The 22531-nt window shown below is 74.4% G+C and carries 21 protein-coding genes and 1 tRNA gene; 13 read left to right on the forward strand and 9 right to left on the reverse strand.

What is annotated here, in order from left to right; all coding sequences use genetic code 11:
- Positions 1 to 118 precede the first annotated feature (118 nt).
- The 8 genes from ACLQ2W_RS07740 to ACLQ2W_RS07775 all read left to right on the forward strand — a co-directional run bounded on the left by ACLQ2W_RS07740 (position 119) and on the right by ACLQ2W_RS07775 (position 7241).
- On the forward strand, positions 119 to 805 hold the full coding sequence (locus ACLQ2W_RS07740) for a dienelactone hydrolase family protein (RefSeq protein ID WP_425785799.1): 687 nt from the start codon (positions 119 to 121) through the stop codon (positions 803 to 805).
- A gap of 19 nt (positions 806 to 824) precedes the next feature.
- Positions 825 to 1538, forward strand: coding sequence for a uracil-DNA glycosylase (locus ACLQ2W_RS07745; protein ID WP_425786030.1), 714 nt, complete (start codon positions 825 to 827; stop codon positions 1536 to 1538).
- 22 nt (positions 1539 to 1560) lie between these two features.
- The gene (locus ACLQ2W_RS07750; protein ID WP_425785800.1) at positions 1561 to 2295 is read left to right on the forward strand and encodes a DUF4129 domain-containing protein; all 735 of its coding nucleotides are present in this window, start codon (positions 1561 to 1563) and stop codon (positions 2293 to 2295) included.
- Entirely contained in the window at positions 2292 to 2876 is a 585-nt protein-coding gene (locus ACLQ2W_RS07755; protein ID WP_425785801.1) for a hypothetical protein, read from the forward strand. Before ACLQ2W_RS07750 ends, ACLQ2W_RS07755 begins: the two co-directional genes overlap by 4 nt.
- A complete protein-coding gene (locus ACLQ2W_RS07760) occupies positions 2876 to 3871 on the forward strand; it encodes an AAA family ATPase (protein ID WP_405092448.1) in 996 nt (331 codons plus the stop codon). Before ACLQ2W_RS07755 ends, ACLQ2W_RS07760 begins: the two co-directional genes overlap by 1 nt.
- Entirely contained in the window at positions 3871 to 5235 is a 1365-nt protein-coding gene (locus ACLQ2W_RS07765) for a DUF58 domain-containing protein (protein ID WP_425785802.1), read from the forward strand. The genes ACLQ2W_RS07760 and ACLQ2W_RS07765 overlap by 1 nt, the downstream gene beginning before the upstream one ends.
- Positions 5236 to 5240: 5 nt before the next feature.
- Positions 5241 to 5804, forward strand: coding sequence for a hypothetical protein (locus ACLQ2W_RS07770; protein ID WP_425786031.1), 564 nt, complete (start codon positions 5241 to 5243; stop codon positions 5802 to 5804).
- Between the two features lie 102 nt (positions 5805 to 5906).
- Positions 5907 to 7241, forward strand: a complete 1335-nt coding sequence (locus ACLQ2W_RS07775) for an NAD(P)/FAD-dependent oxidoreductase (RefSeq protein WP_425785803.1) — start codon at positions 5907 to 5909, stop codon at positions 7239 to 7241.
- A gap of 72 nt (positions 7242 to 7313) precedes the next feature.
- On the opposite strand, the gene ACLQ2W_RS07780 is transcribed toward ACLQ2W_RS07775, so the two are convergent.
- Positions 7314 to 9143, reverse strand: coding sequence for a hypothetical protein (locus tag ACLQ2W_RS07780; protein ID WP_425785804.1), 1830 nt, complete (start codon positions 9141 to 9143; stop codon positions 7314 to 7316).
- A gap of 101 nt (positions 9144 to 9244) precedes the next feature.
- Here ACLQ2W_RS07780 and ACLQ2W_RS07785 point away from each other — a divergent pair.
- From ACLQ2W_RS07785 to ACLQ2W_RS07795, 3 genes are all read left to right on the forward strand, one after another.
- A tRNA-Leu gene (locus ACLQ2W_RS07785) sits at positions 9245 to 9325 on the forward strand.
- 110 nt (positions 9326 to 9435) lie between these two features.
- Positions 9436 to 10269, forward strand: coding sequence for a Bax inhibitor-1/YccA family protein (locus tag ACLQ2W_RS07790; RefSeq protein WP_425785805.1), 834 nt, complete (start codon positions 9436 to 9438; stop codon positions 10267 to 10269).
- Positions 10270 to 10342: 73 nt separating this feature from the next.
- On the forward strand, positions 10343 to 10663 hold the full coding sequence (locus ACLQ2W_RS07795; protein ID WP_425785806.1) for a hypothetical protein: 321 nt from the start codon (positions 10343 to 10345) through the stop codon (positions 10661 to 10663).
- 327 nt (positions 10664 to 10990) lie between these two features.
- On the opposite strand, the gene ACLQ2W_RS07800 is transcribed toward ACLQ2W_RS07795, so the two are convergent.
- The 4 genes from ACLQ2W_RS07800 to ACLQ2W_RS07815 form a co-directional block, all read right to left on the reverse strand.
- Positions 10991 to 12475 carry a CHAD domain-containing protein gene (locus ACLQ2W_RS07800; RefSeq protein WP_425785807.1) on the reverse strand — a complete coding sequence of 495 codons (1485 nt, stop codon included), beginning with the start codon at positions 12473 to 12475 and terminating at the stop codon, positions 10991 to 10993.
- Between the two features lie 40 nt (positions 12476 to 12515).
- A complete protein-coding gene (locus ACLQ2W_RS07805) occupies positions 12516 to 13778 on the reverse strand; it encodes an acetyl-CoA C-acetyltransferase (RefSeq protein WP_425785808.1) in 1263 nt (420 codons plus the stop codon).
- 58 nt (positions 13779 to 13836) lie between these two features.
- A complete protein-coding gene (locus ACLQ2W_RS07810; RefSeq protein WP_425785809.1) occupies positions 13837 to 14652 on the reverse strand; it encodes an SGNH/GDSL hydrolase family protein in 816 nt (271 codons plus the stop codon).
- 102 nt (positions 14653 to 14754) lie between these two features.
- Positions 14755 to 15801 (reverse strand): SGNH/GDSL hydrolase family protein, encoded by a 1047-nt coding sequence (locus tag ACLQ2W_RS07815; protein WP_425785810.1) that lies wholly within the window; start codon positions 15799 to 15801, stop codon positions 14755 to 14757.
- A gap of 132 nt (positions 15802 to 15933) precedes the next feature.
- Between ACLQ2W_RS07815 and ACLQ2W_RS07820 the strand changes: the two genes are divergently transcribed.
- Positions 15934 to 16290, forward strand: a complete 357-nt coding sequence (locus ACLQ2W_RS07820) for a YkvA family protein (protein WP_281944153.1) — start codon at positions 15934 to 15936, stop codon at positions 16288 to 16290.
- 73 nt (positions 16291 to 16363) lie between these two features.
- Positions 16364 to 17734, forward strand: a complete 1371-nt coding sequence (locus ACLQ2W_RS07825; protein WP_107162303.1) for a cystathionine beta-synthase — start codon at positions 16364 to 16366, stop codon at positions 17732 to 17734.
- A gap of 31 nt (positions 17735 to 17765) precedes the next feature.
- Here the strand turns inward: ACLQ2W_RS07825 and ACLQ2W_RS07830 are convergent, their stop codons facing one another.
- The 4 genes from ACLQ2W_RS07830 to ngg all read right to left on the reverse strand — a co-directional run bounded on the left by ACLQ2W_RS07830 (position 17766) and on the right by ngg (position 22529).
- Positions 17766 to 18275, reverse strand: coding sequence for a GNAT family N-acetyltransferase (locus ACLQ2W_RS07830; protein ID WP_425785811.1), 510 nt, complete (start codon positions 18273 to 18275; stop codon positions 17766 to 17768).
- Positions 18272 to 19201 (reverse strand): ribonuclease Z, encoded by a 930-nt coding sequence (locus tag ACLQ2W_RS07835; protein ID WP_281944147.1) that lies wholly within the window; start codon positions 19199 to 19201, stop codon positions 18272 to 18274. The genes ACLQ2W_RS07830 and ACLQ2W_RS07835 overlap by 4 nt, the downstream gene beginning before the upstream one ends.
- Before the next feature lie 305 nt (positions 19202 to 19506).
- On the reverse strand, positions 19507 to 20691 hold the full coding sequence (locus ACLQ2W_RS07840; protein ID WP_425785812.1) for an osmoprotectant NAGGN system M42 family peptidase: 1185 nt from the start codon (positions 20689 to 20691) through the stop codon (positions 19507 to 19509).
- Complete coding sequence (ngg, locus tag ACLQ2W_RS07845) at positions 20688 to 22529, reverse strand: N-acetylglutaminylglutamine synthetase (protein ID WP_425785813.1); 1842 nt, start codon at positions 22527 to 22529, stop codon at positions 20688 to 20690. The genes ACLQ2W_RS07840 and ngg overlap by 4 nt, the downstream gene beginning before the upstream one ends.
- Positions 22530 to 22531: the final 2 nt, after the last annotated feature.

Consider the following 22531-nt stretch of genomic DNA (forward strand, 5'->3'; position numbering starts at 1 on the left):
GGTGAATGCCACTGTTCTTCCGTCTTCCCCGGGCCGGTGACGGCGTGGCACGCTACCGGCACGTAACAGCCAACTGTGCGACCAGCCAACGGTGACTGACCGCTAGGAGGACGGGCCCATGGGCGAGATGGTGAGCTTCACCGGCAACGGGGGGACGAGCGAGGGGTATCTCGCGATACCCTCCGGCGGTGCGGCCAGCCCGGCGGTCATCGTCATCCAGGACTGGTGGGGCCTGGTGCCCCACGTCCGGGCCGTGGTCGACCGCTTCGCCGAGGCCGGCTTCGTCGCCCTCGCGCCCGACTTCCGGCACGGCGGTCCCGCCGTCAAGCCGACCGAGCCCCGGCAGATGCTGAACAGCAGCCAGATGGACGAGGCGGCCAGCGACATCTCGGCCGCCGCCGAATACCTGGCGAGCCGCCCCGAGGTGGCCGGCAAGGTGGGCTGCGCCGGGTTCTGCGCGGGCGCCAGCCTCGCCCTGTGGGCCGGTACGACCTCCGAGCGGATCGTCGCCACCACCGCGTTCTACCCGCGCCTGCCCTGGGAGGGCATGGCCGCCGACTGGTCCGGCTACGCCGGCAAGGCCGCGCTCGTCCACTGTTCCGAGGCGGACGGTCTCTCCGCCGCCGACGGGGTGCAGGGCGTACGCCGGTCCATCGAGGCCGCTGGCGGCACCTGCCAGACGTTCGACTACCCGGGCACCGCGCACGCGTTCTTCAACGAGGACCGGCCGGAGCAGTTCGACCAGCGGGCCGCCGCCACCGCCTGGGCCCGCACCCTGGAACTGTTCCGGGCGAAGCTTGGCTGAGTCGCGTACCCCGGGGGAGGTGGTCGCCCGCGCGGCGCGGGCGACCGACCTGACCGACCTCGACGGCGCGGTCAGTGACTGCTTCGCCTGCCCGCGGCTGGTGGCGTGGCGCGAGGAGGTGGCCCGGGTCAAGCGGGCCGCGTTCCGCGACCAGGACTACTGGGGGCGGCCGGTGCCGGGCCTCGGGCCGCCGGACGCGCGGATCGCGATCCTCGGCCTGGCGCCCGCCGCGCACGGCGGCAACCGCACCGGCCGGATCTTCACCGGGGACCGCTCCGGTGACGTGCTCTTCGCCGCGCTGCACCGGGCCGGGCTGGCCAACCAGCCGACGAGCGTCTCCGCCGACGACGGCCTCACGCTCCGGGAGACCCGCATCTTCTCGGCGGTGCGCTGCGCCCCGCCGGACAACAAGCCCACCCCGGCCGAGCGGGACACCTGCGCGCCGTGGGTGCACCGCGAGGTCGAACTGATCCGCCCCACGCTGCGCGTGGTGGTCGCGCTGGGCGCGTTCGCCTGGGCCGCGTGGTGGCCGGTGCTCCGCCAGGTGTACGGACAGCGCCCGCCCACACCGCGACCCGTGTTCGGCCATGGGGCACACTGGTCCGGCGAGTCCGTGCCGGCGTTGCTCGGCTGCTATCACGTCAGCCAGCAGAACACGTTCACCGGCCGGCTCACGCCGGCGATGTTGGACGACGTGTTCACCCGGGCCAAGCAACTGTCCGGGGTGGACTGAGGAACACACCTGAGGCGGGGGAATGGACTTCGGCGTGCTGCGCAGGTGGTGGCCGGTCACGGCGGTCGCGGTGCTGCTCGCGGTCGCCGCCTTCGCCGCCGGGCACTCCGCGATCGGGACCAGCCGGATCCCGCCCGTGGACAACGTCCCGTACGTCCCGGACTATCCGTCCGAGGCGCCGCCGTCGATCCCGGCCGAGCCCCGGGAGTTGGGCATCCCCTCCGAGGGTGGGGTGCCCGACTGGCTGGGCACCGCCGCGGTGGCACTGCTCTTCACGATCGTGCTCGCCGTCGTCGGCTACCTGCTCTGGAGCGTGCTCCGCGGCGCGCTGCGCCGGACCACCCGCGCGGTGCCGGTGCGGCGCACCCGGCGTACCGCCGAGGGCACCGCCCGCGAGGTGGTGGCCGCCCTGGACGCCGGGCTGGAGGAGTTGGACGACCGCGCCACCGACCCGCGGACCGCGGTGATCGCCTGCTGGGTCCGGCTGGAGGAGGCCGCCGAGGACACCGGGGTGCCCCGGAGGACCGGCGACACGCCCACCGACCTGGTCAGCCGGCTGCTGCGCGGCGACCCCGAGGCCGGCATCCCGGCGATCGCCAGCGCCGACGTGCTGGACGGGTTCGCGCACGTCTACCGCGAGGCCCGCTACGCCACCCACCCGGTCGACGAACGCACCCGCGACCAGGCCCGGGCGGCGCTGCGCCGGCTGCGCGGCGAGCTGACCGGGGTGGCGGCGGGGGAGGTCGGCTCGGCATGAGCACCAGCATCGACGACCTGCTCGGCTCCGGCGAGGAGCCCACCGGCTCCGCCGCCGAACGACCGTCCGGTGGCCGGGCCCGGTGGTTGCTGCGGATCGTGCTGGTCACCGCCGCCGCCGTCGTGGTGATCGTGGTCGGCCTCCGCGCGGTCGGCCTGCGGGTGCCGCTCTGGATCATCGTGGCGGGCGTGCTCGCGGTGCTCGCCGTGCGCCGGGTCACCGCCGCGCTCTCGCCCCCGCCGCCGCCGCGCGCCGGGCTGCGGTCCTCCGGCGGTGAGGAGTCCGGCACCTGGAACTGGTCCGCCCGGGACGCGCTGCGCACCGCCATCAACGGCTGGGAACGACCGCTGGACTGGTGCGTCGACAACCGGGAGCGGTTCACCGAGCGGGTGCTGCCGCGCCTCGGTGAGCTGGCCGACGAGCGGCTGCGCCAGCGGCACGGCGTCACCCGCGAGTCCGACCCGGCGCGCGCCCGCGCCCTGCTGGGCGAGCCGCTGTGGACGTTCCTCGGCACCCCCGCCCGCCGCCCCCCGACGCCGCGCGACCTCGCGGCGATCGTCGCCGAACTGGAGAAGATCTGATGAACGAGGACCGGAGCATGCCTCCCGCCGAGGTGGGCCGGCTCGCCCGGACCGTCCTGGACGCGGTCGGCACCGTCGTGGTCGGCAAGCGCGAGGCGCTGGAGCTGGTGCTGGCCGGCATCCTGGCCGGCGGCCACGTGCTGCTGGAAGACCTGCCCGGCCTGGGCAAGACGCTCACCGCGCGGTGCTTCGCGCAGGCGCTCGGGCTGGACTTCCGCCGGCTCCAGTTCACCCCGGACCTGCTCCCCGCCGACGTCACCGGCTCGTTCCTGTACGACCAGAGCAGCGGCGACTTCTCGTTCCGGGCCGGGCCGCTCTTCACCAACCTGCTGCTCGCCGACGAGATCAACCGGACGCCGCCGAAGACCCAGTCGGCGCTGCTGGAGGCGATGCAGGAGAAGCAGGTCTCGGTGGAGGGCGTGACCTACCGGCTGGACGAGCCGTTCCACGTGCTGGCCACCGCCAACCCGATCGAGTACGAGGGCACCTACCCGCTGCCCGAGGCGCAACTCGACCGGTTCCTGCTGCGCGTCTCGTTCGGCTACCCGAACCACGACGAGGAGTGGGACGTGCTGCGCCGCCGTATCGCCCGCCGCCGCGAGGAGGCCGAGATCACGCCGGTGGTGGACGCCGCCACGCTGCGCGCCATGCAGGCCGCGCTGGAGGACGTGGTGGTCGAGGACTCGATCGGCCGGTACATCGTGGCGCTCACCGCGGCCACCCGCGAGCACCCGTCCGTGCTGGTCGGCGCGTCGCCGCGCGGCTCGCTGGCGTTGCTGCTGCTGTCCCGGGTGCGGGCCGTGCTCGCCAACCGGGACTACGTGGTGCCGGAGGACGTCAAGGCGGTGGCGGCGCCCGCGCTGGCGCACCGCATCACGCTGCGTCCGGAGATGTGGTTGCGCCGGGTCGACCCGGCGTTCGTGGTCGGCGAGGTGCTCGAGTCGACGCCCGCCCCGGCCAGCGGCGCGCTGCCCAGCTACGCCGCCGGGCGCTGATGGACGAGCGGGCCGAGCCGGCGAACGGCTGGGCGCCCACCTGGGCGCTCGGCCGGGCCGTGCTGCTCACCGGCGTGCTGCTCGTCGCGGCCGTGCTGCTCGGCCGGATCGACCTGGTGGTGCTGGCCACGCCGTTCGCGCTGGGCACCGCGTACGGGTTGCGCCGCCGCCCGGCCACCCAGCCCGAGCTGGAGCTGAGCGTCGCGGACACGCACCTGGTCGAAGGGTCGCCGATGGCCACCACGGTGGCGGTGGCCAACCCGGACCTGATCGGCTACGACCTGGCGGTGGTCCGGACCCGGATGTCGCCCTGGCTGCGGGTGGAGAAGGTCGGCTTCGGCGGTGCCGAGATGGACGTGAGCCGCTCCGGCGGCGCGGACCGACCGTTCGTCACGTCGGTGCCCCGGGGCAGCGCCGTCGACCTGGAGCTGAGCGGCACCGCGCTGCGGTGGGGCCGGCACCCGTTCGGCCCGGCCGGCGTCCGGGTCGCCGCCGCCGACGGGCTGCTGGTCTCCCGGGCGGTGATCACCGCCCCGATCCGCGCCCGGGTCTACCCGCGCACCGAGCCGTTCGACGCGGTCGAGGCGATGCCCCGGGCCGCCGGGCTGGTCGGCGCGCACCGGTCACGGCGGCCGGGGGAGGGCGGCGAACTGGCCGGCGTACGCGTCTTCGCGCCCGGGGACCGGCTGCGCCGCATCGACTGGCGGGTGTCGCTGCGGGCCCGCCAACTGCACGTCGCGGCCACCCTCTCCGACCGGGACGCCGAGGTGGTGGTGCTGCTGGACGTGCTCGCCGAGGCGGGCCGCTCCGGCGGCGTACGCGGGCCGGCGTCGGTGCTCGACACCACGGTCCGGGCCGCCGCCGCGATCGCCGAGCACTACCTGCACCGGGGCGACCGGGTGGCGCTGCTGGAGTACGGTCCGGCCGCCCGGCGACTGCGCCCGGCGACCGGGCGTCGGCAGTACCTGACCGTGCTGGAGTGGCTGCTCGACGTGCAGGCCGAGTCGTCCCCGCACGAGCCGTACGACCAAGTGTTCGGCCCGCAGGTGCTCTCCTCGGACGCGCTCGTGGTGGTGCTCACCCCGCTGCTGGACGAGCGGTCGGCGCAGATGTTGGCCCGGCTGGCCCGGGGCGGGCGGTTCGTGGTGGCGGTGGACACGCTGCCGGCGGAGCTGCCGGTGCCGAAGGAACGGGGCTGGGCCGAGGTGGCGTACCGGCTGTGGCGGCTGGACCGGGACACGATGATCGGGCAGCTCCGCGAGCACGGCGTGCCGGTGGTGCGCTGGGCCGGCGCGGGCAGCCTGGACGAGGTGCTGCGCGACGTGTCCCGCCTGGCCATGGCGCCGAGGGTGGGGCTGCGGTGAGTGACCTGGCGGGCGGGCTCGTGGAACGGGTGCGGGCGGTGCGGTACAAGGTGGCCCGGGTCAGCCCGCTGCCGCTGCTGGTGCGCGTCGGCATCTTCCTCGTCGTGTTCGCCGGCTTCCTGCTGGCGTACCCGGTGCAGATGCTGGCCCCGCGGTCGCTGCTGGCCCTGACGGTGGCCGCGGTGCTGCCGGCGGTCGCGCCGCGCCGGCTCTGGCCGACGTTCGCCGCGCTGGTGACGGTCGGCGGCTGGCTGCTGGCCATGCTCGGCTACGACCGGCCGCCGGCGCTGTGGCGGCTGCTCGCCGTGGCCACGCTGCTCTACCTGGCGCACACGCTCTGCGCGCTGGCCGCGCTGCTGCCCTACGACGGGTTGATCGACCCGGACCTGGTGCTGCGGTGGCTGGCCCGGGCCGGTGGCGTGGTGCTGGGCAGCGCCGTGCTCGGCGTCGTGCTGGCCTGGCTCGGTGGGGTCGGCGGGACCGCCGGGACGCAGGTGGCGACCGTGGTGGGACTGCTGGTCGCGGTGGGGCTGAGCGCGTTGCTGGGGTGGCTGCTGCGTCGCAGATGACGGGACGCGGCGGGACGTTGTGCAGGTCACACCGGTTGTGCTCCGTCACAGAAGGGGGTCTCGCGCGGTATTACCGGAGCCCCCCGGGGAAAGATGGATGACGTGAATCCGAAGCGGATCCTTGTCGTGGGTGCCGGGCACGTTGGCCTGTACGCCGCTCTGCGCCTGTCCAAGAAGCTGAGCTCCCGTGAGGCCGAGGTGGTCGTCGTCGACCCCCAGCCGCACATGACGTACCAGCCGTTCCTCCCGGAGGCTTCGGCCGGCAACATCTCCCCGCGACACGCTGTGGTGCCGCTGCGGCGGGAGTTGCGCAAGTGCACGGTGGTGGCCGGCACGGTCACCCGGATCGACCACGGCCGGAAGACCGCCGTGGTGCAGCCGATCAGCGGCCCGACCCGGGAGATCCCGTACGACCACGTGGTGGTCGCCCCCGGCTCGGTCTCCCGCACCCTGCCGATCCCGGGCCTGCACGAGAATGGCATCGGGTTCAAGACCATCGGCGAGGCCATCTTCCTGCGCAACCACGTGCTGGACCGGCTGGACGTGGCGGCCGCCACGACCGACCCGGAGGTCCGTCGCCGGGCGCTGACGTTCACGTTCGTGGGCGGCGGTTACGCCGGCATCGAGGCGCTCGCCGAGATGGAGGACATGGCCCGCGACGCGCTGCGCTACTACCCGGAGCTGAAGCCGGAGGAGATGCGCTGGGTGCTGGTCGAGGCGACCCAGCGGGTGCTGCCCGAGGTCGACCGGGACATGGGCGCCTACACGGTGCAGCAGCTCCTGAAGCGGAACATGGACATCCGGCTGGACACCCGACTGGAGTCCTGCGTCGACGGGGTGGTCAAGCTCTCCGACGGCGACAGCTTCCCGTCCGACACCATCGTGTGGACGGCCGGCGTGAAGCCGTCGCCGATGCTGGACGCCACCGACCTCCCGCGCGACGAGCGTCGCCGGGTGACCTGCCGGCCGACGCTCCAGGTCGTGGACGGCGACCGGGTGGTCGAGGGCGCGTGGAGCGCCGGCGACTGCGCCGCCGTGCCGGACCTGACCAAGGAGCCGGGCAACTTCTGCTCGCCGAGCGCGCAGCACGCGGTGCGGCAGGCCGCCCGGATGGCCGACAACATCGCGAACGTGATCCGCGGGCGCGAACCGGTCGACTACAAGCACAAGCACGTCGGCAGCGTGGCCAGCCTCGGCCTGCACAAGGGCGTGGCGCAGGTCTACGGCGTGAAGATGACCGGCTGGCCGGCGTGGTTCATGCACCGGACGTACCACATGTCGCGGATCCCGTCGTTCAACCGCAAGGTCCGGGTGGTGGTGGACTGGTCGCTGGCGTTCTTCCTCAAGCGTGAGGTGGTCGCGCTGGGCCAGCTGCACGACCCGCGTGAGGAGTTCGCGGAGGCGTCCGCCCCGCCGCCCGCCGCGGCGCGCGTCTGACGCTCGCAGCGTTGGGCCCTTCCCGCACGGGAGGGGCCCTTCGCCGTACCCGGGGTCGGAGCAGGGCCGGGGTCAGAACCGCCAGGTCCAGGCGTCGGCGACCCGGGCACCCGGCCCGAAGAGCGCCTCCAGCGTCCGGCGCAGCAGCTCCGCGTGCGGGGCGTCGTCGGTGAGCGCCACGCAGGACGCGCCCCAGGCGTCGACGTCCCGGGCCGCCTGGCGGCGCTGCCGGTCACCGATCGGCGGGGCGACGCCCCGCCGGGCCACGTCGGCCAGCAGCGCCGAGGTGGGACGCTGCCAGGTGCCCATGGTGGCCGAGCCGCCGGGACCGTACGGGCCGATGAAGAACCCCTCCGGCATGCCGAACCCGACGCCGGCGGCGGTGGCCCACCGCATCGGCCCGGGATGCTGCGGGGTGGCCGTGGGCACCGGCACCAGCACCCCGCCCGGGCGTACGCACTGTCGCCAGTGGCCGCCGGTTACGAACGTGGGCAGCGGCGGCCGGTCGATCGTGGGCAGCGGCGTCGGGAAGACGCTGAGCAGGGCCGCGCCGACCGCCAGCGGCACCAGCCGGCGCGCCGGACCCGGCTCGTGCAGTGCCCGGTGCACGGCGAGCGTGAGCACGGCGCCGACCAGCGGCAGCACCGCCAGCGCGAACCGGCTGGGCAGCGCGCCGTCCACCACCGGCAGGCCGGCCAGCAGCGCGTACGGGCCGGGCACGCCGGTCCGCTCGCCGCCGGCGACCACCTCGGGGCCGAGCGAGAACGCGGCCATGACCAGCGCCGCGGCGACCAGGGCGCGCACCAGCGCGCGCCGGCCCAGCCAGACCGCGCAGCCGGCCGTCACCAGCAGCAGCGGCCAGCCCAGGAACGTGGTGAACTCCGCCGGGCCGGTGGTCAGCCGGACCGCCTCCGGGCTGCCGAGCACGGTCAGCGCGGAGAGCCGGGTCCAGCCGGTCAGGTCGGCGGAGAAGTAGGCGGGCGGGAAGATCCCGTCGGCGACGCCCTGCGGGCCGGCGAACTGGAGCCGGAGCGGGTACGCCAGCACCACCAGCGCGAGCCCGGCGGCGCCGAGCAGCCCGCCGGCGAAGCCGGGCAGTGCCCGACGCGACAGCTCCCGGTCGGCCAGCCCGTACGCGACGGCCAGCACCGCCAGCGTGAGCGCGGTGAGGAAGAGCACCTCCTCGCCGACGAAGACCTGGACGACGGCGGTGCCGGCCAGCCCGACCGCTGAGGAGATCATCCGGCGGCGGTCCGGGCCGTCCCGGTGTCCGGCCGGGTCGGCGGCGCGCAGCAGCCGCACCACCAGCCAGACCAGCACCGGGACCAGCCACTGCGCGGTCATGTGCAGGTGGCCGTTGCTCTGCGAGACCATGCCCGGCCCGAAGCCGCAGAGCGCCGCGCCGAGCCCGGCGGCGAGCCGGTGGGCCCGCAGCGTCCGGGTGAACAGCAGATACCAGGCGACCGCCGTGCCGGCCAGGTTGCCGGCGACGAGCAGGGCGAACGTGACCGGCGCGCCGAACGCCCACGTGACCGGCGCGAGCAGCACCCCGAGCGCGACGACCGAGGTGTTGGCCATCAGGTTGACCCCGTCCGGCGCGTTGAGCCGGTCGGTGACCAGGCTGAAGTCGCCGCCCAGGGCCCGCGCGTCGAGCGCCAGGAACCATTCGTAGAGCGTCTGGTCGGCCGGGTTGAGCGCGAGCATCCGGGTGCCCGGCGTCGGCCACAGGCCGTGGGTGAGGCCGCCGGCGAACGCCACGAACAGCAGCCCGACCAGCAGGTCCGCGCGGTGCCGGCGAGCGGCGGCCCGTACCCGGTCGACCCGCGCCGCGGCGGTCGCCGGTGCGGGTCGGACCGCCTGGTCGCGGTCGGGCCCGGGGGCCGCGCGGGCGGCGCTGGTCACGGCCCCGACCCTATCGGCCGCCCCCCACGGGGTACGCCGCGGCGCGGCGCAGCCGCTACGGTGAGATCTGCACCGCGCGTGTCGGCACGGCGGTGTCACCCGCCCGGGTGGTGGAACGGCAGACACGGCCGCCTTAAAAGCGGCTGCCGAAAGGCGTGCGGGTTCGACCCCCGCCCCGGGCACGGAACTCTCAGCTTTCCCACAGCTTGACGCCGCGCACGGTGTTGTCGCCGCGTCTACGCTGGGAGGTGCACGTCTACGTGCGAACGACCCCCTGAGGGAGGCCTGAGAAGTGAAGACCTCGAACCCGGTGCTCGCCCGGCTCGGCCAGGCGGCCGAGCGTGAGCGGGCGACCGGGTACGCCCAGCCCGGGCCGTACGGTCAGCCCGGATACCCCCAGCAGTACCCGCCGCAGCAGCACTACCCGAGCGGCTACGGCCAGCCGGTGGCCCCGCCCGCGGTGACCCCGATGACCCTCGACGACGTGGTCGTCAAGACGGTCCTCATGCTCGCCATCCTGGGCGCCTCGGCCGCTGCGGCCTGGGTGCTCGTGCCGGACGCCCTGGTCGGCGTCGCCTGGATCGGCGCCGCCGTGGTCGGCCTGGTGCTCGGCCTGATCATCTCGTTCTCCCGGATGGCGAACCCGGCGCTCGTGGTGACGTACTCGATCGTCGAGGGCGTCTTCGTCGGCATGGTCAGCAAGGCGTTCGACTCGCTCTACGACGGCATCGTGCTCCAGGCGGTGGCGGCCAGCTTCGGCGTCTTCTTCCTGATGGCGATGATCTACAAGGCGCGGATCATCCGGGCCACCCCGAAGTTCGCCCGGATCATGGTGGCGATCATCGCCGGCCTGTTCGGGGTGATGCTTGTCAACCTGGTGCTGTCGCTGTTCGGCGTCAACACGCACCTGCGGGACGGCAGCCCGCTCGCCATCGGCTTCAGCCTGGTCTGCATCGTGGTGGCGTCGCTGAGCTTCGTGCTCAACTTCGCCCAGATCGAGGAGGGGGTCCGGATGGGGCTCCCGCAGCGCTACGCCTGGACGGCCGCGTTCGGCATCGTGGTCGGCCTGGTCTGGCTCTACATCGAGATCCTGCGGCTGCTCAGCTACTTCCAGGGCGACGACTGACCGTCCCGCCCGCCCGTCGACGCCCGCCTGCCGCATCCCGCGGCGGCGGGCGTCGTCCGTAGACTCGGCGGTGATGAGCGCAGCGGAACTGGACCGGGCGGTGGCCCTGCTGGTCCGACAGGTCGGGCACTGGCAGCAGCCGCGCTGGTCGGCGCCGGCCGCAGGCGGCAACGTGTCCCGGGCCGACCTGGTGCACAAGCTGGTCCAGGAGCTCGCCAACCTGGCCGCCGACGCCGCCGGTGAGCCGCGTCGCGAGGTGCCCCGGCTGCCCAGCGACCTGGCCCTGCCCGACCAGCTCCGGGTGGTCGCCGCCGACCTGGCCCTGGCCGCCCCACCGACCCCGGTCCTGACCGCCGCCGTCAACGCGATAACCCAAACCCGAGCCACCCTCTAACCCACCCCACCCCACCCCACCCCCACCCCCGCCCCACCCCACCCCACCCCCGTCGATCTTGCACTTGTTGCCCCGGCGAATCGGGTATAACGGGCGGACAGCGGGCCGGAAGTGCAAGATCGCGGGCGAGGTGCAGCACGTTTCCGTTCCGGTGGCGCGACGGGTCGCGCCGTGGTCTCTCGCGATGCGCTGTACCCGACCCGTCTGCGCCATCAAGTTCGTAGGCGTCGGGAAAGCCGGTGCGAGTGGCGACCGGAGCGTCTCCCTACCGGCGGCGGAGTCGGTGGCCGCCGGCCGGTCCGGTCGGGCCGGCGTGAGAGTCGGTGATCAGGGCTTCAGCCAGCGGCGCACCCCGGGTCGGCGGGCCCGGTCGAGTGCGCGCTGCACCGCCGGCAGGTCGTGCCCGGCGGCCTCGGCCTGCCGCGCGTGCAGCAGGCCGTAGGTGAACGTGTTCTCACCCTCGGCGTACGCCCGCAGCGCGTGCCGGCGCAGCGCCTCCCGGGTCACCACCGAGTCCTGGTGTGTCCCGAGCAGGTTCTGGAGCGTCTTGAGCCGCTTCACCAGGCGGGCGGCCGGCTTGCCGGCGTCGGGCACCCGGACCTCCACCGCGTACCGGGCCGCCTTGTACTTATTGCGCGCCTCGTGCAGGGCGGTGTCCCCGGCCGGTCCCCGGTCGGCCAGCGCCCGGTCCAGCCGCTCGTCGGCGCGGCGCACCGCGCGGCGTACCCGGCGGTCCACCCAGCGGCGGTTCACCTCGGCGGTCGGGCCGTCGAGCAGCCGGTCCAGGCGGGTCAGCAGGTCGGGATGACTGTCGTCGTCCAACGCCGCGCGCAGGGCGGTGGTCGACCCGGCCAGGTCGGCGGCGAACCGCTCCCCGACCCGCGCGGCGACCGGGCCGAGCACCAGCTCGTCGGGCAGTTCGTGCACCGCCGCGGCGAGTCGGGCGGTCAGCACCTGGACGTCGCGGACCCCGCCCAGGTCGCCGCCGAGCCGCCGCAGCTCGCCCCGGACCGCCTCGCTCTCCCGCCGGTCCCACAGGCCGCGGAACGTACGCAGCGTGGCCCGCAGCCGGCGGATCGCGACGCGCATGTCGTGCACCGCGTCCGCGTCGCCCTGGTACGCCGCCGCGTGGTTGCCGACGATCGCGTCCCGCTGCTTCCGGGCGTACCCCACGACCGGCCCGGCCGGGCCGGTGGGCGCCCGGTCGTCGAACCGGGCGAGCCGCCCGGCGACCGCGCGGTGGGACTTGCTGACCGACACCTCCCGGGCGCCGGCCCCGGCCAGCCGGGCGGAAACCGCGTCGAGCAGCTCCTCGTCGCCGTCGACCAGCTCGACCTCGATCTCGTGCCAGGTCCGGGCGGTGCCGTCGACCAGGTCCTCGGACCGGACGTCATCCTCGGCCACCTCGGCCAGCACACGACCGTCGGCGTCCAGCAGTCGTCGCTCCCGGCGGTGGTTGACGATCCGGGCCGCCGGGGCCACCGGCCGACCCCGGGACGCGCCCCGGATCAACGCGACCAGCTCGGCCGGTGGGCCGGCGTCGGCCGCCCCGGCCGGAAACTGGTGCTCGACCCGGGCTCCACCGACCGCGCCCACCTTGAGGTGCCAGCCCGCGTCGTGCCCGCCGGTACGCCGCCGCAGCGCGTGGGCGCTCCGCAGCAGCCGTAGGTCGTCGGTGTCCCAGTAGACGGCGTCCAGCTCCGAGGCGGTGGCGTCGGACATCGTCACGACGCCACCGCAGCCGGTCAGGTCGGGCAGCCGGAAACCCTCGTCGCCGGAGAATGTGCGCTCGCGTTCCACGACGGTCGCCATGCGGGTTCCGGTACCCGGCGCGTGCTGTGGTGAACCGAGTTCAGCTCAGTCGTTCGAGCACCATGGCCATGCCCTGGCCGCCGCCGACGCACATGGTCTCCAGGCCGATGGTCTTGTCGTGCCACTCCAGCGCGTTGAGCAGGGTGCCGGTGATCCGGGCGCCGGTCATGCCGAACGGGTGACCGACCGCGATCGCGCCGCCGGCCACGTTCAGCTTCTCCTCCGGGATGCCGAGCTGCCGGTACGACGGGATCACCTGGGCGGCGAACGCCTCGTTGATCTCCACCAGGTCGACGTCGTCGATGGTCATGCCGGCCCGCTTCAGCGCCTGCTTCGACGCCTCGACCGGGCCGAGGCCCATGATCTCCGGGGAGAGCGCGGTGACGCCGGTGGAGACGATCCGGGCCAGTGGGGTGAGCCCCAGCTCGGCCGCCCGCCCGGCACTCATGATCACCACGGCGGCGGCGCCGTCGTTCAGCGGGCAGCAGTTGCCGGCGGTGATCCGGCCGTCCGGGCGGAACACCGGCTTGAGGCCGGCCACGCCCTCCAGGGTCACCCCGGGACGCGGGCCGTCGTCGGCGTTGACCACGGTGCCGTCCGGCGTGGTGACCGGCGTGATCTCGCGGGCCCAGAAGCCGTCCGCGATCGCCTTCTCGGCCAGGTTCTGGCTACGGACGCCGAACGCGTCCATGTCCTCGCGGGTGACGTCGTACACCTGGGCCAGGTTCTCCGCGGTCTGCCCCATGGCGAGGTAGATGTCCGGCAGCCGGCCGGCCTCCCGCGGATCGGTCCACACCTCGGCGCCGGCCTGCGTGCGGGCCTGCGAGCGCTCGCGTGCCTCGGCGAAGCGCGGGTTCTCCCAACCGCCGCCGACCAGCGCCTGCGCCTCCGGCGGCAGGGTGTCCGAGTTGCCCCGGGCGTAACGGGAGACCATCTCCACACCGGCGGAGACGAACACGTCGCCCTCACCGGCCCGGATCGCGTGCATCGCCATCCGGGTGGTCTGGAGCGAGGAGGCGCAGTAGCGGGTCAGCGTGGCGCCGGGCAGCCCGTCCAGGCCCAGCAGCGTGGCGACCACCCGGGCCATGTTGAAGCCCTGCTCACCGCCGGGCAGACCGCACCCGAGGTAGAGGTCGTCGATGGTGGTGGGATCGAGCGCCGGCACCTTGTCGAGGGCGGCCTGGACGATGGTGGCGGCGAGGTCGTCCGGGCGGACCTCGCGCAGGGAACCCTTGAACGCGCGGCCGATGGGGGACCGGGCGGTGGCGACGATGACGGCGTCGCGGGGCGACTCAATCGGCATGAACCAACGTTAACCCGCGGGTAACTTGCGGTGGAAGCCGCGCCCCGGGCGGGAAATGTCACCCTGCCGGCGGCCGACGGTGGTGCCGGAACGCGACCGCGGCGGCGGCCTCGACGGCCGGGAGCAGCGCGTGCGCCCAGACCCGGTAGCCGTCCGCGGAGGGGTGGAAGCCGTCGTGGCAGAGCGTGCCGGCGTCGGCCCGGAACACCGGGCCGGTCTCGGTGCCCAGGTCGACGACGGTGCCGCCGGCATCCAGCACGGCCGCCGTCTGGGCCCGCGCCATCCGCCGCCCGGACCAGCCGAGCACCTGGCGCAGCGGAGCGGCGACGGCGCGTACCGCGCCGAGGTCGGGGCAGGTGCCGACGACGACCTCGATGTGGGCCTCGCGCAGCCGGCGGACCGCCGAGCCGAGGTACGCCGCCGCGTCGGCCGGACGGCCCATGGCGGTGGCGTCGTTCGCCCCGATCAGCACCACCGCCACGTCGGGCCGCTCGCCGAGCAGCGCGCGGGCCACCTGCGTGGCCAGGTCGGTGGCGCGGGACCCGGAGACCCCGACGCTGGACAGGTGCACCCGCCGGCCGGTCGGCCCCTCGGCGAGCAGGTGGGCGAGCTGGCCGCCGATGGTCTCCTCGAACCGGTCGACGCCCACCCCGATCGCCGACGAGTCGCCGAGCAGCACCAGCCGCAGCGGCGGGGCGTCGGCCCGGCCGACCGTGGCGCGCAGCACCAGACCCAGCTCGGGCTGGGCGTACTCCCGGGTGCGGGCGGCGATGGCCTGGCCGGCGAGGACCGCCGCGCCACCCACCGTGCCGGCCAGCAGCGACAGCGCCGCGGCCCGGCCCCACCGGGCCGCCGTCTCGTTCGATCCGCTCATGCCGGCACTCCGCTTCGCTCCGTGCCGCCATGAGGCACCATCGCCCTGAGCCTGCCGATTCGCTCGCTGCGCTCGCTCATGCCGGCACTCCGCTTCGCTCGCTCATGCCATTCCCTCCAGCGTGGCCGAGTCGGTGGCGGTGCCGCTGGGGGGCAGCGCGCCGACGCCGAAGAACGCTCGCCGGCGGAGCTGTGCCCACCGACCGCCCGGCCCGCGGTCGCGGCCCCGGAGCTGGGCGCCGCTGACCTCCGTGCCGGCGTGCCGGGCCGCCTCGTGGGCCGCCTCCGGGAGCGACCGTACGCCTTCCAGCCCGATGCGCGAAGGACGGCGTTCCGGCACCGCGCCCAACGCGGAGAGCACGGTGGGCAGCAGCGCCGCCGCGGCCATCGCGTACCCCTCCGCGGAGGGGTGGAACCGGTCCCAGGCGAACATCCGGCCGGGCTCGGCGGCGAACCGCGGCCCCAGCAGGTCACCGAGGGAGACCGTCCGGCCGCCCGCCTCCACCACGGCCACCGTCTGGGCGGCGGCGAGCTGGCGGCTCCAGCGTCGGGCCAGCCAACGCAGCGGCGGCTGGATCGGCCGGATCGTGCCCAGGTCGGGGCAGGTGCCGACGACCACCTCGCAACCGGCGGCGCGCAGCGTGCGGACCGCGTCGACCAGGTAGCGCACGGCCAACGCCGGCGGGGTGCGGTTGGTGACGTCGTTGCCGCCGACCAGCACCACGGCCACGTCCGGTGCGACCTCCAGGGCGGACTCGACCTGCGGCTTCAGCCCGGCCGACAGCGCGCCCACCACGGCGAACCGGTGCAGCCGGACCGGGCGGTGCAGCCGGCGGGACAGGCCGGTGGCCAGCAGCGAGCCGGGCGTCTCCCGGCGCCGGTGCACGCCGTAGCCGGCCGCGGAGGAGTCGCCGAGGACGACCATGGTGACCGGCTGGCCGGGGAACCTCGCGCCGTAGACGCCGTCGCAGCGTGGTGGTGGCGCCTCGGCCATCGGGATGGTGCGGCGGGCCTGCCGGGCCTGGCCGAGCAGCACGCCACCGGTGGCGGCCGTGGCCGCCACCGTGGCGCCCGTGCCGATCGCCGCGAGGCGGGCGATCTGCCGGGCGCGTCGCCGGCGGAGCGGCGCGACGGAACCGACGTCCCCCATGAACCGACAGTATCGCGCCGGTACGACGACCGCTGTCCTTGATCCTGCGGCTGGGAGCCGGCCGTTCTGGGTACCGGTGGGGTGGGGCTTGCCACGGGGCCGCACCCTGGTCCGGCGAAGAGAGGCGGAATCATGGGGAAGACGTTGAAGCGCAGCGCCGCGTTCGCCGCGTTGGCCCGGGCGTTGGCGGCCGGGGCGCGGGGCGGGCCGTCGCTGGGTGCCCGGCTGGCGGCGCTGCCGCGCATGATCCGGGCCACCGGGCGGGGGGAGTACGACGGCGGGCTGCGCCTGGCGTTGATGGCCGGCGCGGCGGCGTACGTCGTCTCCCCGATCGACCTGCTGCCGGAGATCCCGCTGGCGATCTTCGGGCTGGCCGACGACGCCGTCATGGTCACCTGGCTGGCCGGCAGCGTGCTCGCCGAGACCGAACGGTTCCTGGAGTGGGAGGCACGCCGCAGCTCCGTCATCCCGGGGCAGGTGGCCCCCTGACGGCACGTACGCTGGGCGGCGAACCGGCTGACCGGCCGCCCTCCGACGGCGGCGCTACGAAGGGCACAACGAGGTGCGGTACTACGACAACGTCGTCGAGCTGATCGGCAACACCCCGCTGGTTCGCCTGCGCAACGTCACCGAGGGCATCCAGGCGACCGTGCTGGCGAAGGTGGAATACGTCAACCCGGGCGGTTCGGTCAAGGACCGGATCGCGCTGCGCATGGTGGAGGACGCCGAGAAGGCGGGCATCCTCGGGCCGGGCGGCACGATCGTGGAGCCGACCAGCGGCAACACCGGCGTCGGGCTGGCCCTGGTGGCCCAGCTCCGGGGCTACCGCTGCGTGTTCGTCTGCCCGGACAAGGTCAGCCAGGACAAGCAGGACGTGCTGCGGGCGTACGGCGCCGAGGTGGTGGTCTGCCCGACCGCCGTCGCGCCGGAGGACCCGCGCTCCTACTACAACGTCTCCGACCGGCTGGCCCGGGAGATCCCCGGCGCGTGGAAGCCCAACCAGTACAGCAACCCGGCCAACCCGCGCTCGCACTACGAGACGACCGGCCCGGAGCTGTGGCGGCAGACCGACGGGAAGATCACCCACTTCGTCGCCGGTGTCGGCACCGGCGGCACCATCTCCGGCATCGGTCGCTACCTCAAGGAGGCGTCCGAGGGCCGGGTGAAGGTGATCGGCGCGGACCCGGAGGGCTCGGTCTACTCCGGCGGCACCGGCCGGCCCTACCTGGTCGAGGGCGTCGGCGAGGACTTCTGGCCGGAGACGTACGACCGGTCCGTCGCCGACGAGATCGTCGAGGTGTCCGACAAGCAGTCCTTCGAGATGACCCGCCGGCTGGCCCGTGAGGAGGGGCTGCTGGTCGGCGGCTCCTGCGGCATGGCCGTGGTGGGCGCGCTGGAGGTGGCCCGCAAGGCCGGCCCGGACGACGTGGTGGTGGTGCTGCTGCCGGACGGCGGCCGGGGCTACCTCTCGAAGATCTTCAACGACCGCTGGATGGCCCGGTACGGCTTCCTGGACGACGCCGGCGCCGAGCCGACCGTGGCCGACGCGCTCGGCGGCAAGCCGGGTGGCCTGCCCGAGCTGGTGCACGTGCACCCCACCGAGACGGTCCGCGACGCCATCGACTACATGCGCGAGTACGGCGTCTCCCAGCTTCCGGTGCTCAAGGCCGAGCCGCCGGTGGTGACCGGGGAGGTGGCCGGCTCGATCGCCGAGCGGGACCTGCTGGACGCGCTCTTCACCGGCCAGGCCCACCTGCACGACACGATCGAGCGGCACATGGGCGAGCCGCTGCCGATGATCGGCGGCGGGCAGCCTGTCAGCGAGGCGGTGACGCTGCTGGAGAAGGCCGACGCGGCGCTCGTGCTGGTCGACGGCAAGCCCAAGGGTGTGCTGACCCGGCAGGACCTGCTGGCCCACCTCGGCGCGCGCTGAGCGGGGTGCGGGGCCCCGGCGACGGGGCCCCTCACACCTCCCGCGCGTAGCGGAGCCGGGCGACCCGCCGGGGACCGATCCGGTCGGTGCTCCGGGTGCCGGTGGCGTGCCAGCCGCCGCGCTCGTAGAAGCGGCGCGCGGACGCGTTGTCGGCCAGCACCCACAGCGCCGCCCGGGCCCACCCACGGGCGCGCGCCGCGTCCAGCGCGTCCAGCATCAGCGCCCGGCCGGTGCCCCGGCCCCGCTCGTCCGGGTCGAGATGCAGGGCGTGGAGCAGCCCGGTCGCCGGGTCACCCTCGTCGTCCGGCCCGAGATAGCTGAAGCCCACCAGCCGTCCGTCCCGCTCGGCCACGGTCATCCGGTGGTCCGCGCCCTCCCAGGTCAACCGTTCCACCCAGTAGTGGCCCATCGCCTCGGCGGTGGGCTCGGCCAGCGCCTCGGGGGGCAGGAACGACGAGTACGCCGCCACCCGGGAGCGCTGGTGCAGGGCGCCGACCGCCAGCAGGTCGGTCTCGGTCGCGGGGCGTAGGGAGACGGTCACCCGGGCGACGGTACCCGCCGGGGCGGCACCGGCACCGTCTGGAGGTCCTCGGCGATCACCAGGTCGCCGGCGAAGTGCTCGCGGGCCTCGTCGTGGAAGCGGCGCGGGTCGGCGTACCGCTGGGAGAAGTGGGTGAGCACGAGCGTGCGTACCCCCGACTCGGTGGCCACCCGCGCGGCCTGGCCGGCGGTGAGGTGGCCGACCTCGGCGGCGAGCGCGGCCTCCGACGCCAGGAACGTCGACTCGATGACCAGCAGGTCGGCGTGCTCGGCCAGCGCGTACACGCCGTCGCAGAGCCCGGTGTCCATGACGAACGCGAACCGCTGCCCCGGTCGGGTGACGCTCACCTCGTCGGAGGTGACGCGGCGTCCGTCGACGTCCAGGTGGCCCTCGCGGAGCAGCCTGCCCACCGCCGGACCGACGATGCCGTACGCGGACAGCCGCTCCGGCAGCATCCGGCAGCCGTCCGGCTCGACGAGCCGGTAGCCGTACGTCTCGACGGGGTGGCGCAGCCGGCGGGCCTCCAGCGTGCCGACGCCCAGCGTGATCCGCTGCCCGTCGGCGTCGATCGGCTCGACGGCCAGCTCGGCGGTCTCGTGGAAGCTGGACGCGTGCCGCAGCCGGGCGAAGTAGTCGGCGCCGCCGGCCGGGAAGTGCACGGCCACCGGGTGCGGGACGCGGTCCAGGGAGAGGCGCTGGATCATGCCGGGCAGCCCGAGGCAGTGGTCGCCGTGGAAGTGGGTGACGCAGATCCGGGTCAGGTCGGTGGCGGTCACGCCGGTGTGCAGCATCTGGCGTTGGCTGCCCTCGCCCGGGTCGAAGAGGATCACCTCGTCGTCCCAGCGCAGCAGGTAACCGTTGTGGTTGCGTGCCCGGGTGGGGGCCTGACTGGCCGTGCCGAGCACCACCAGTTCCCGCATCGACACCGAATCCTCCGGCTGACATGGAACGACCCCCGGGGCTTCCGCGCTCGCGCGCGGGCCGGCTGGACTGGGCCGGCACCCCGGGGGTCGGGTGGCTGTCGTGGTTTCGCCGCACCGCTGCCACACGGTCTCGACGATCGTGCTGTGCCCGCCTCGCGGCGGACGATGTTCACTGTCGAGGACAGCGGCTAGCGGACAGCCACCTCACGAGTCCGATTGCTATACAAGTCTGGACCACCTCCTTTCCCGTGTACCGCCACGCTATCCACTTCCCGGCGGCCTCGGCAACGGATTTCGATCACAGACGTTCACTCCACGCCGATCGGGCCCTCGCGCGGGCCGTCCTCGTGCGCCGGCTGCACCGCCAGCGACGGGAAGTCGGCCAGGTCGCCCTCCGGCTCGGCGTCCCACTCCGGGAAGACCAGCGGGCTCTGGAGGTAGAGGCAGAGCAGTTGGGTGAGCTGGTGGAGGCCGTCGAGGTGGGTCCGCTCGTGGCCGTGGGTGGCGTCCACGCCGAAGCCCAGCAACGCCACCCGCGCGTGCGCGCCGGCCTCGACCGCGGACGCCGCGTCCGAGCGGTAGTAGTCGAAGACGTCGCGGACCAGGTCGACGCCGTGCTCCTTGGCGATGGCGGCCAGGTTGCGGGTCAGGTGGTAGTCGAACGGCCCGACCCCGTCGCCCATGGCCAACGTGGCGGCGGTCTCCCGGGACTGCTGGCCGGGCGCGACCACCGCCGCGTCCACCGAGACGATCTCCGCCACGTCCGGGTCGAGCCCGTGGCTGGCGCCGTGGCCGATCTCCTCGGTGACGGTGACCAGCAGGTGCGCGGTGACCGCCGGGGTGACGCCGGCGTCGACCATCGCCTTGAACGCGGTCAGCACCGCCGCCACCCCGGCCTTGTCGTCCAGGTGCCGGGACTTGACGTACCCGGTGGGGGTGATGGTCGGGTTGGGCAGCAGCGCGACGAAGTCCCCGGCGTCGATGCCGAGCGCCCGCAGGCCGGCCTCGTCGTGCACCGGCTCGTCGACCCGGACCTCGACCAGTTCCCAGCCGACGCCCTGGAGGTCGACCGCCTCGTTGTAGCGGTGCCCGCTCGCCTTCAGCGGCAGCACCTGGCCGGTGACCACCCGCTCCAGGTCGTCGGTGAAGATCCGCACGTGGGCGCCCTCGGCGAAGCGGGCGCTGTGCGTGCCGATCGGGTTGATCTCCAGCCGCCCGTTCTCCTTGAGCCGCTTCACCATGCCGCCGATGGTGTCGGTGTGCACCACGACGGCCCGGTCCGCGCCGGTCGGCCGGGGCCCGGGCAGGCAGGCGCTCAGCGCCCCGCGCCGGGTCAGCGTGGAGCTGATCCCGAGCGCGGAGAGCCGCTCGCCGACGTACTGCTGGATGTGGTCGGTGCGCCCGGACGGGCTGGGGATCTCCAGCAGTTCCACCAGCACCTGGCGCAGGTATTCGAGGTCGAGGTCGAGCGGTTGGGGTTTGCGTGCGGTCATGCCCCTGAGCCTGCCGCACCGGCCGGCGACCAGAGTCGCTGCGGTGCCCGCGTGCCCGGGAAGAGGAGGTCGACGAAGCGTTCGGCGGTCGGCTGCGGCTCGTGGTTGGCCAGCCCCGGCCGTTCGTTGGCCTCGATGAACACGTGCTCCGGGGCGTCCGGGGCGGGCGCCAGCAGGTCCAGCCCGGTGACCGGGATGTCCAGCGCCCGGCTGGCCGTCACGCACGCCTCGGCGATCGCCGGGTGCAGCTCGGCGGTCACGTCGTGGATGGTGCCGCCGGTGTGCAGGTTGGCCGTCCGGCGGACCGCCAGCACCTGACCCTCCGGCAGCACGTCGTGCATCTGGTGGCCGGCCTCGGCCACCACCTCGCGGGTCATGTCGTCGATCGGGATCCGGGACTCGCCACCGGTGGCGGCGGCCCGACGGCGGCTCTGCCGCCCGATCAGCTCGGTGACGTCGTGCACGCCGTCGCCGGTGATCTGCGCCGGCCGGCGGACCGCGGCGGCCACCACCTCGTGGTCGATCACCACCACCCGCAGGTCCTCGCCCGCGCGCAGCTCCTCGATCAACACGTCCGGGCAGAACCGCCGGGCCAGCTCGACGGCCGCGGTCAGCGCCTCCGGCGTCCGTACGCCGACGGTGATCCCGTTGCCCTGCTCGCCGCGCGCCGGCTTGACCACCACCGGGCCGACGTCGGCCAGGAACGCCAGGTCGTCGGGCTCGCCGGTGGCGGTGCGCCCACGCGGCACGGACAGGCCCGCCTCGGTGAGGATGCGCCGGGTCACCCGCTTGTCGTCGCAGCGGCTCATCGCCACCGCCGAGGTCAGCTCCGACAGCGACTCACGGGTGTGGATGGTCCGGCCGCCGCTGGTCAGCTTCAGCTCACCCCAGTGCGGGTCGGTCACCTCCACCCGGATGCCGCGCCGCATCGCCTCGTCCGCGACGATCTTCGCGTACGGGTTCAGCTCGTCGTAACCCGCGGGCATGGCCGGCAGGAACAGCCGCTCGTTGATCGGGTTCTTCCGCTTCACGCAGAGCGTGCCGGTGCGGTGGAAGCCGAGCCGCTCGTAGAGCCGGATCGCGCCCGAGTTCTCCGCCAGCACGGACAGGTCCACGTACGCCCGGCCGCGCGCGTCGAGCTGGTCGGCGAGCGCGGTGAGCAGCGCCTGGCCGGTGCCGGGCGGCGCGGTGTTGAAGTCCACCGTCAGGCACCAGAGGCTGGCGCCCTGCTCCGGGTCGGCGAAGACCGCGACATGGTCCACGCCGGTGATGGTGCCGACCACCTCACCGGCCGCGTTCTCGGCGACCAGGTGCAGGAACCGGTCGGTGGCGGCGTTGTCCACCAGCACCTCGACCGGGGCGGTGACCATGCCGTTGCGGGCGTAGATCCGGTTCACCGCGTCCGCGTCGTCGGCGTCGCGCAGCGGCCGGACGGTCAACCCGGGGATGTCCTCGCCCTCGGTGGCGGCCGGCCGGTGCTCGCCCAGCGGTAGCCGGTAGGTCAGCGACGGGTCGATGAACAGCTCGTCCGGCAGCCGGGAGACCAGCACGTGCGGGTCGCGCAGGTAGATGCAGATGTCCCGGGCGCCGTTGGCCTCGGAGCGCAGCACGTCGGCGACGTGCACCTGGTCGGTGAAGGTCTGGCCGAAGACCAGCCGGCCCCAGCCGCAGTCCAGCACCACGCCGGAGGCGTCGGTGGCCACGGCGGTGGACGGCAGCGCCGGCTCCGGCGTACCGGGGGCGACCGGGTCGCCGCCCGGGCCGGTGCGTTCCCGACGCCGGCCCAGCACCCGTTCCCGGTCGGTGCGAGCCGTGCCGGTGGCGAGGGTGTCGGTCATGG

It is taken from the genome of Micromonospora sp. DT227 (genome assembly GCF_049841835.1).
Classification (GTDB): Bacteria; Actinomycetota; Actinomycetes; order Mycobacteriales; family Micromonosporaceae; genus Micromonospora.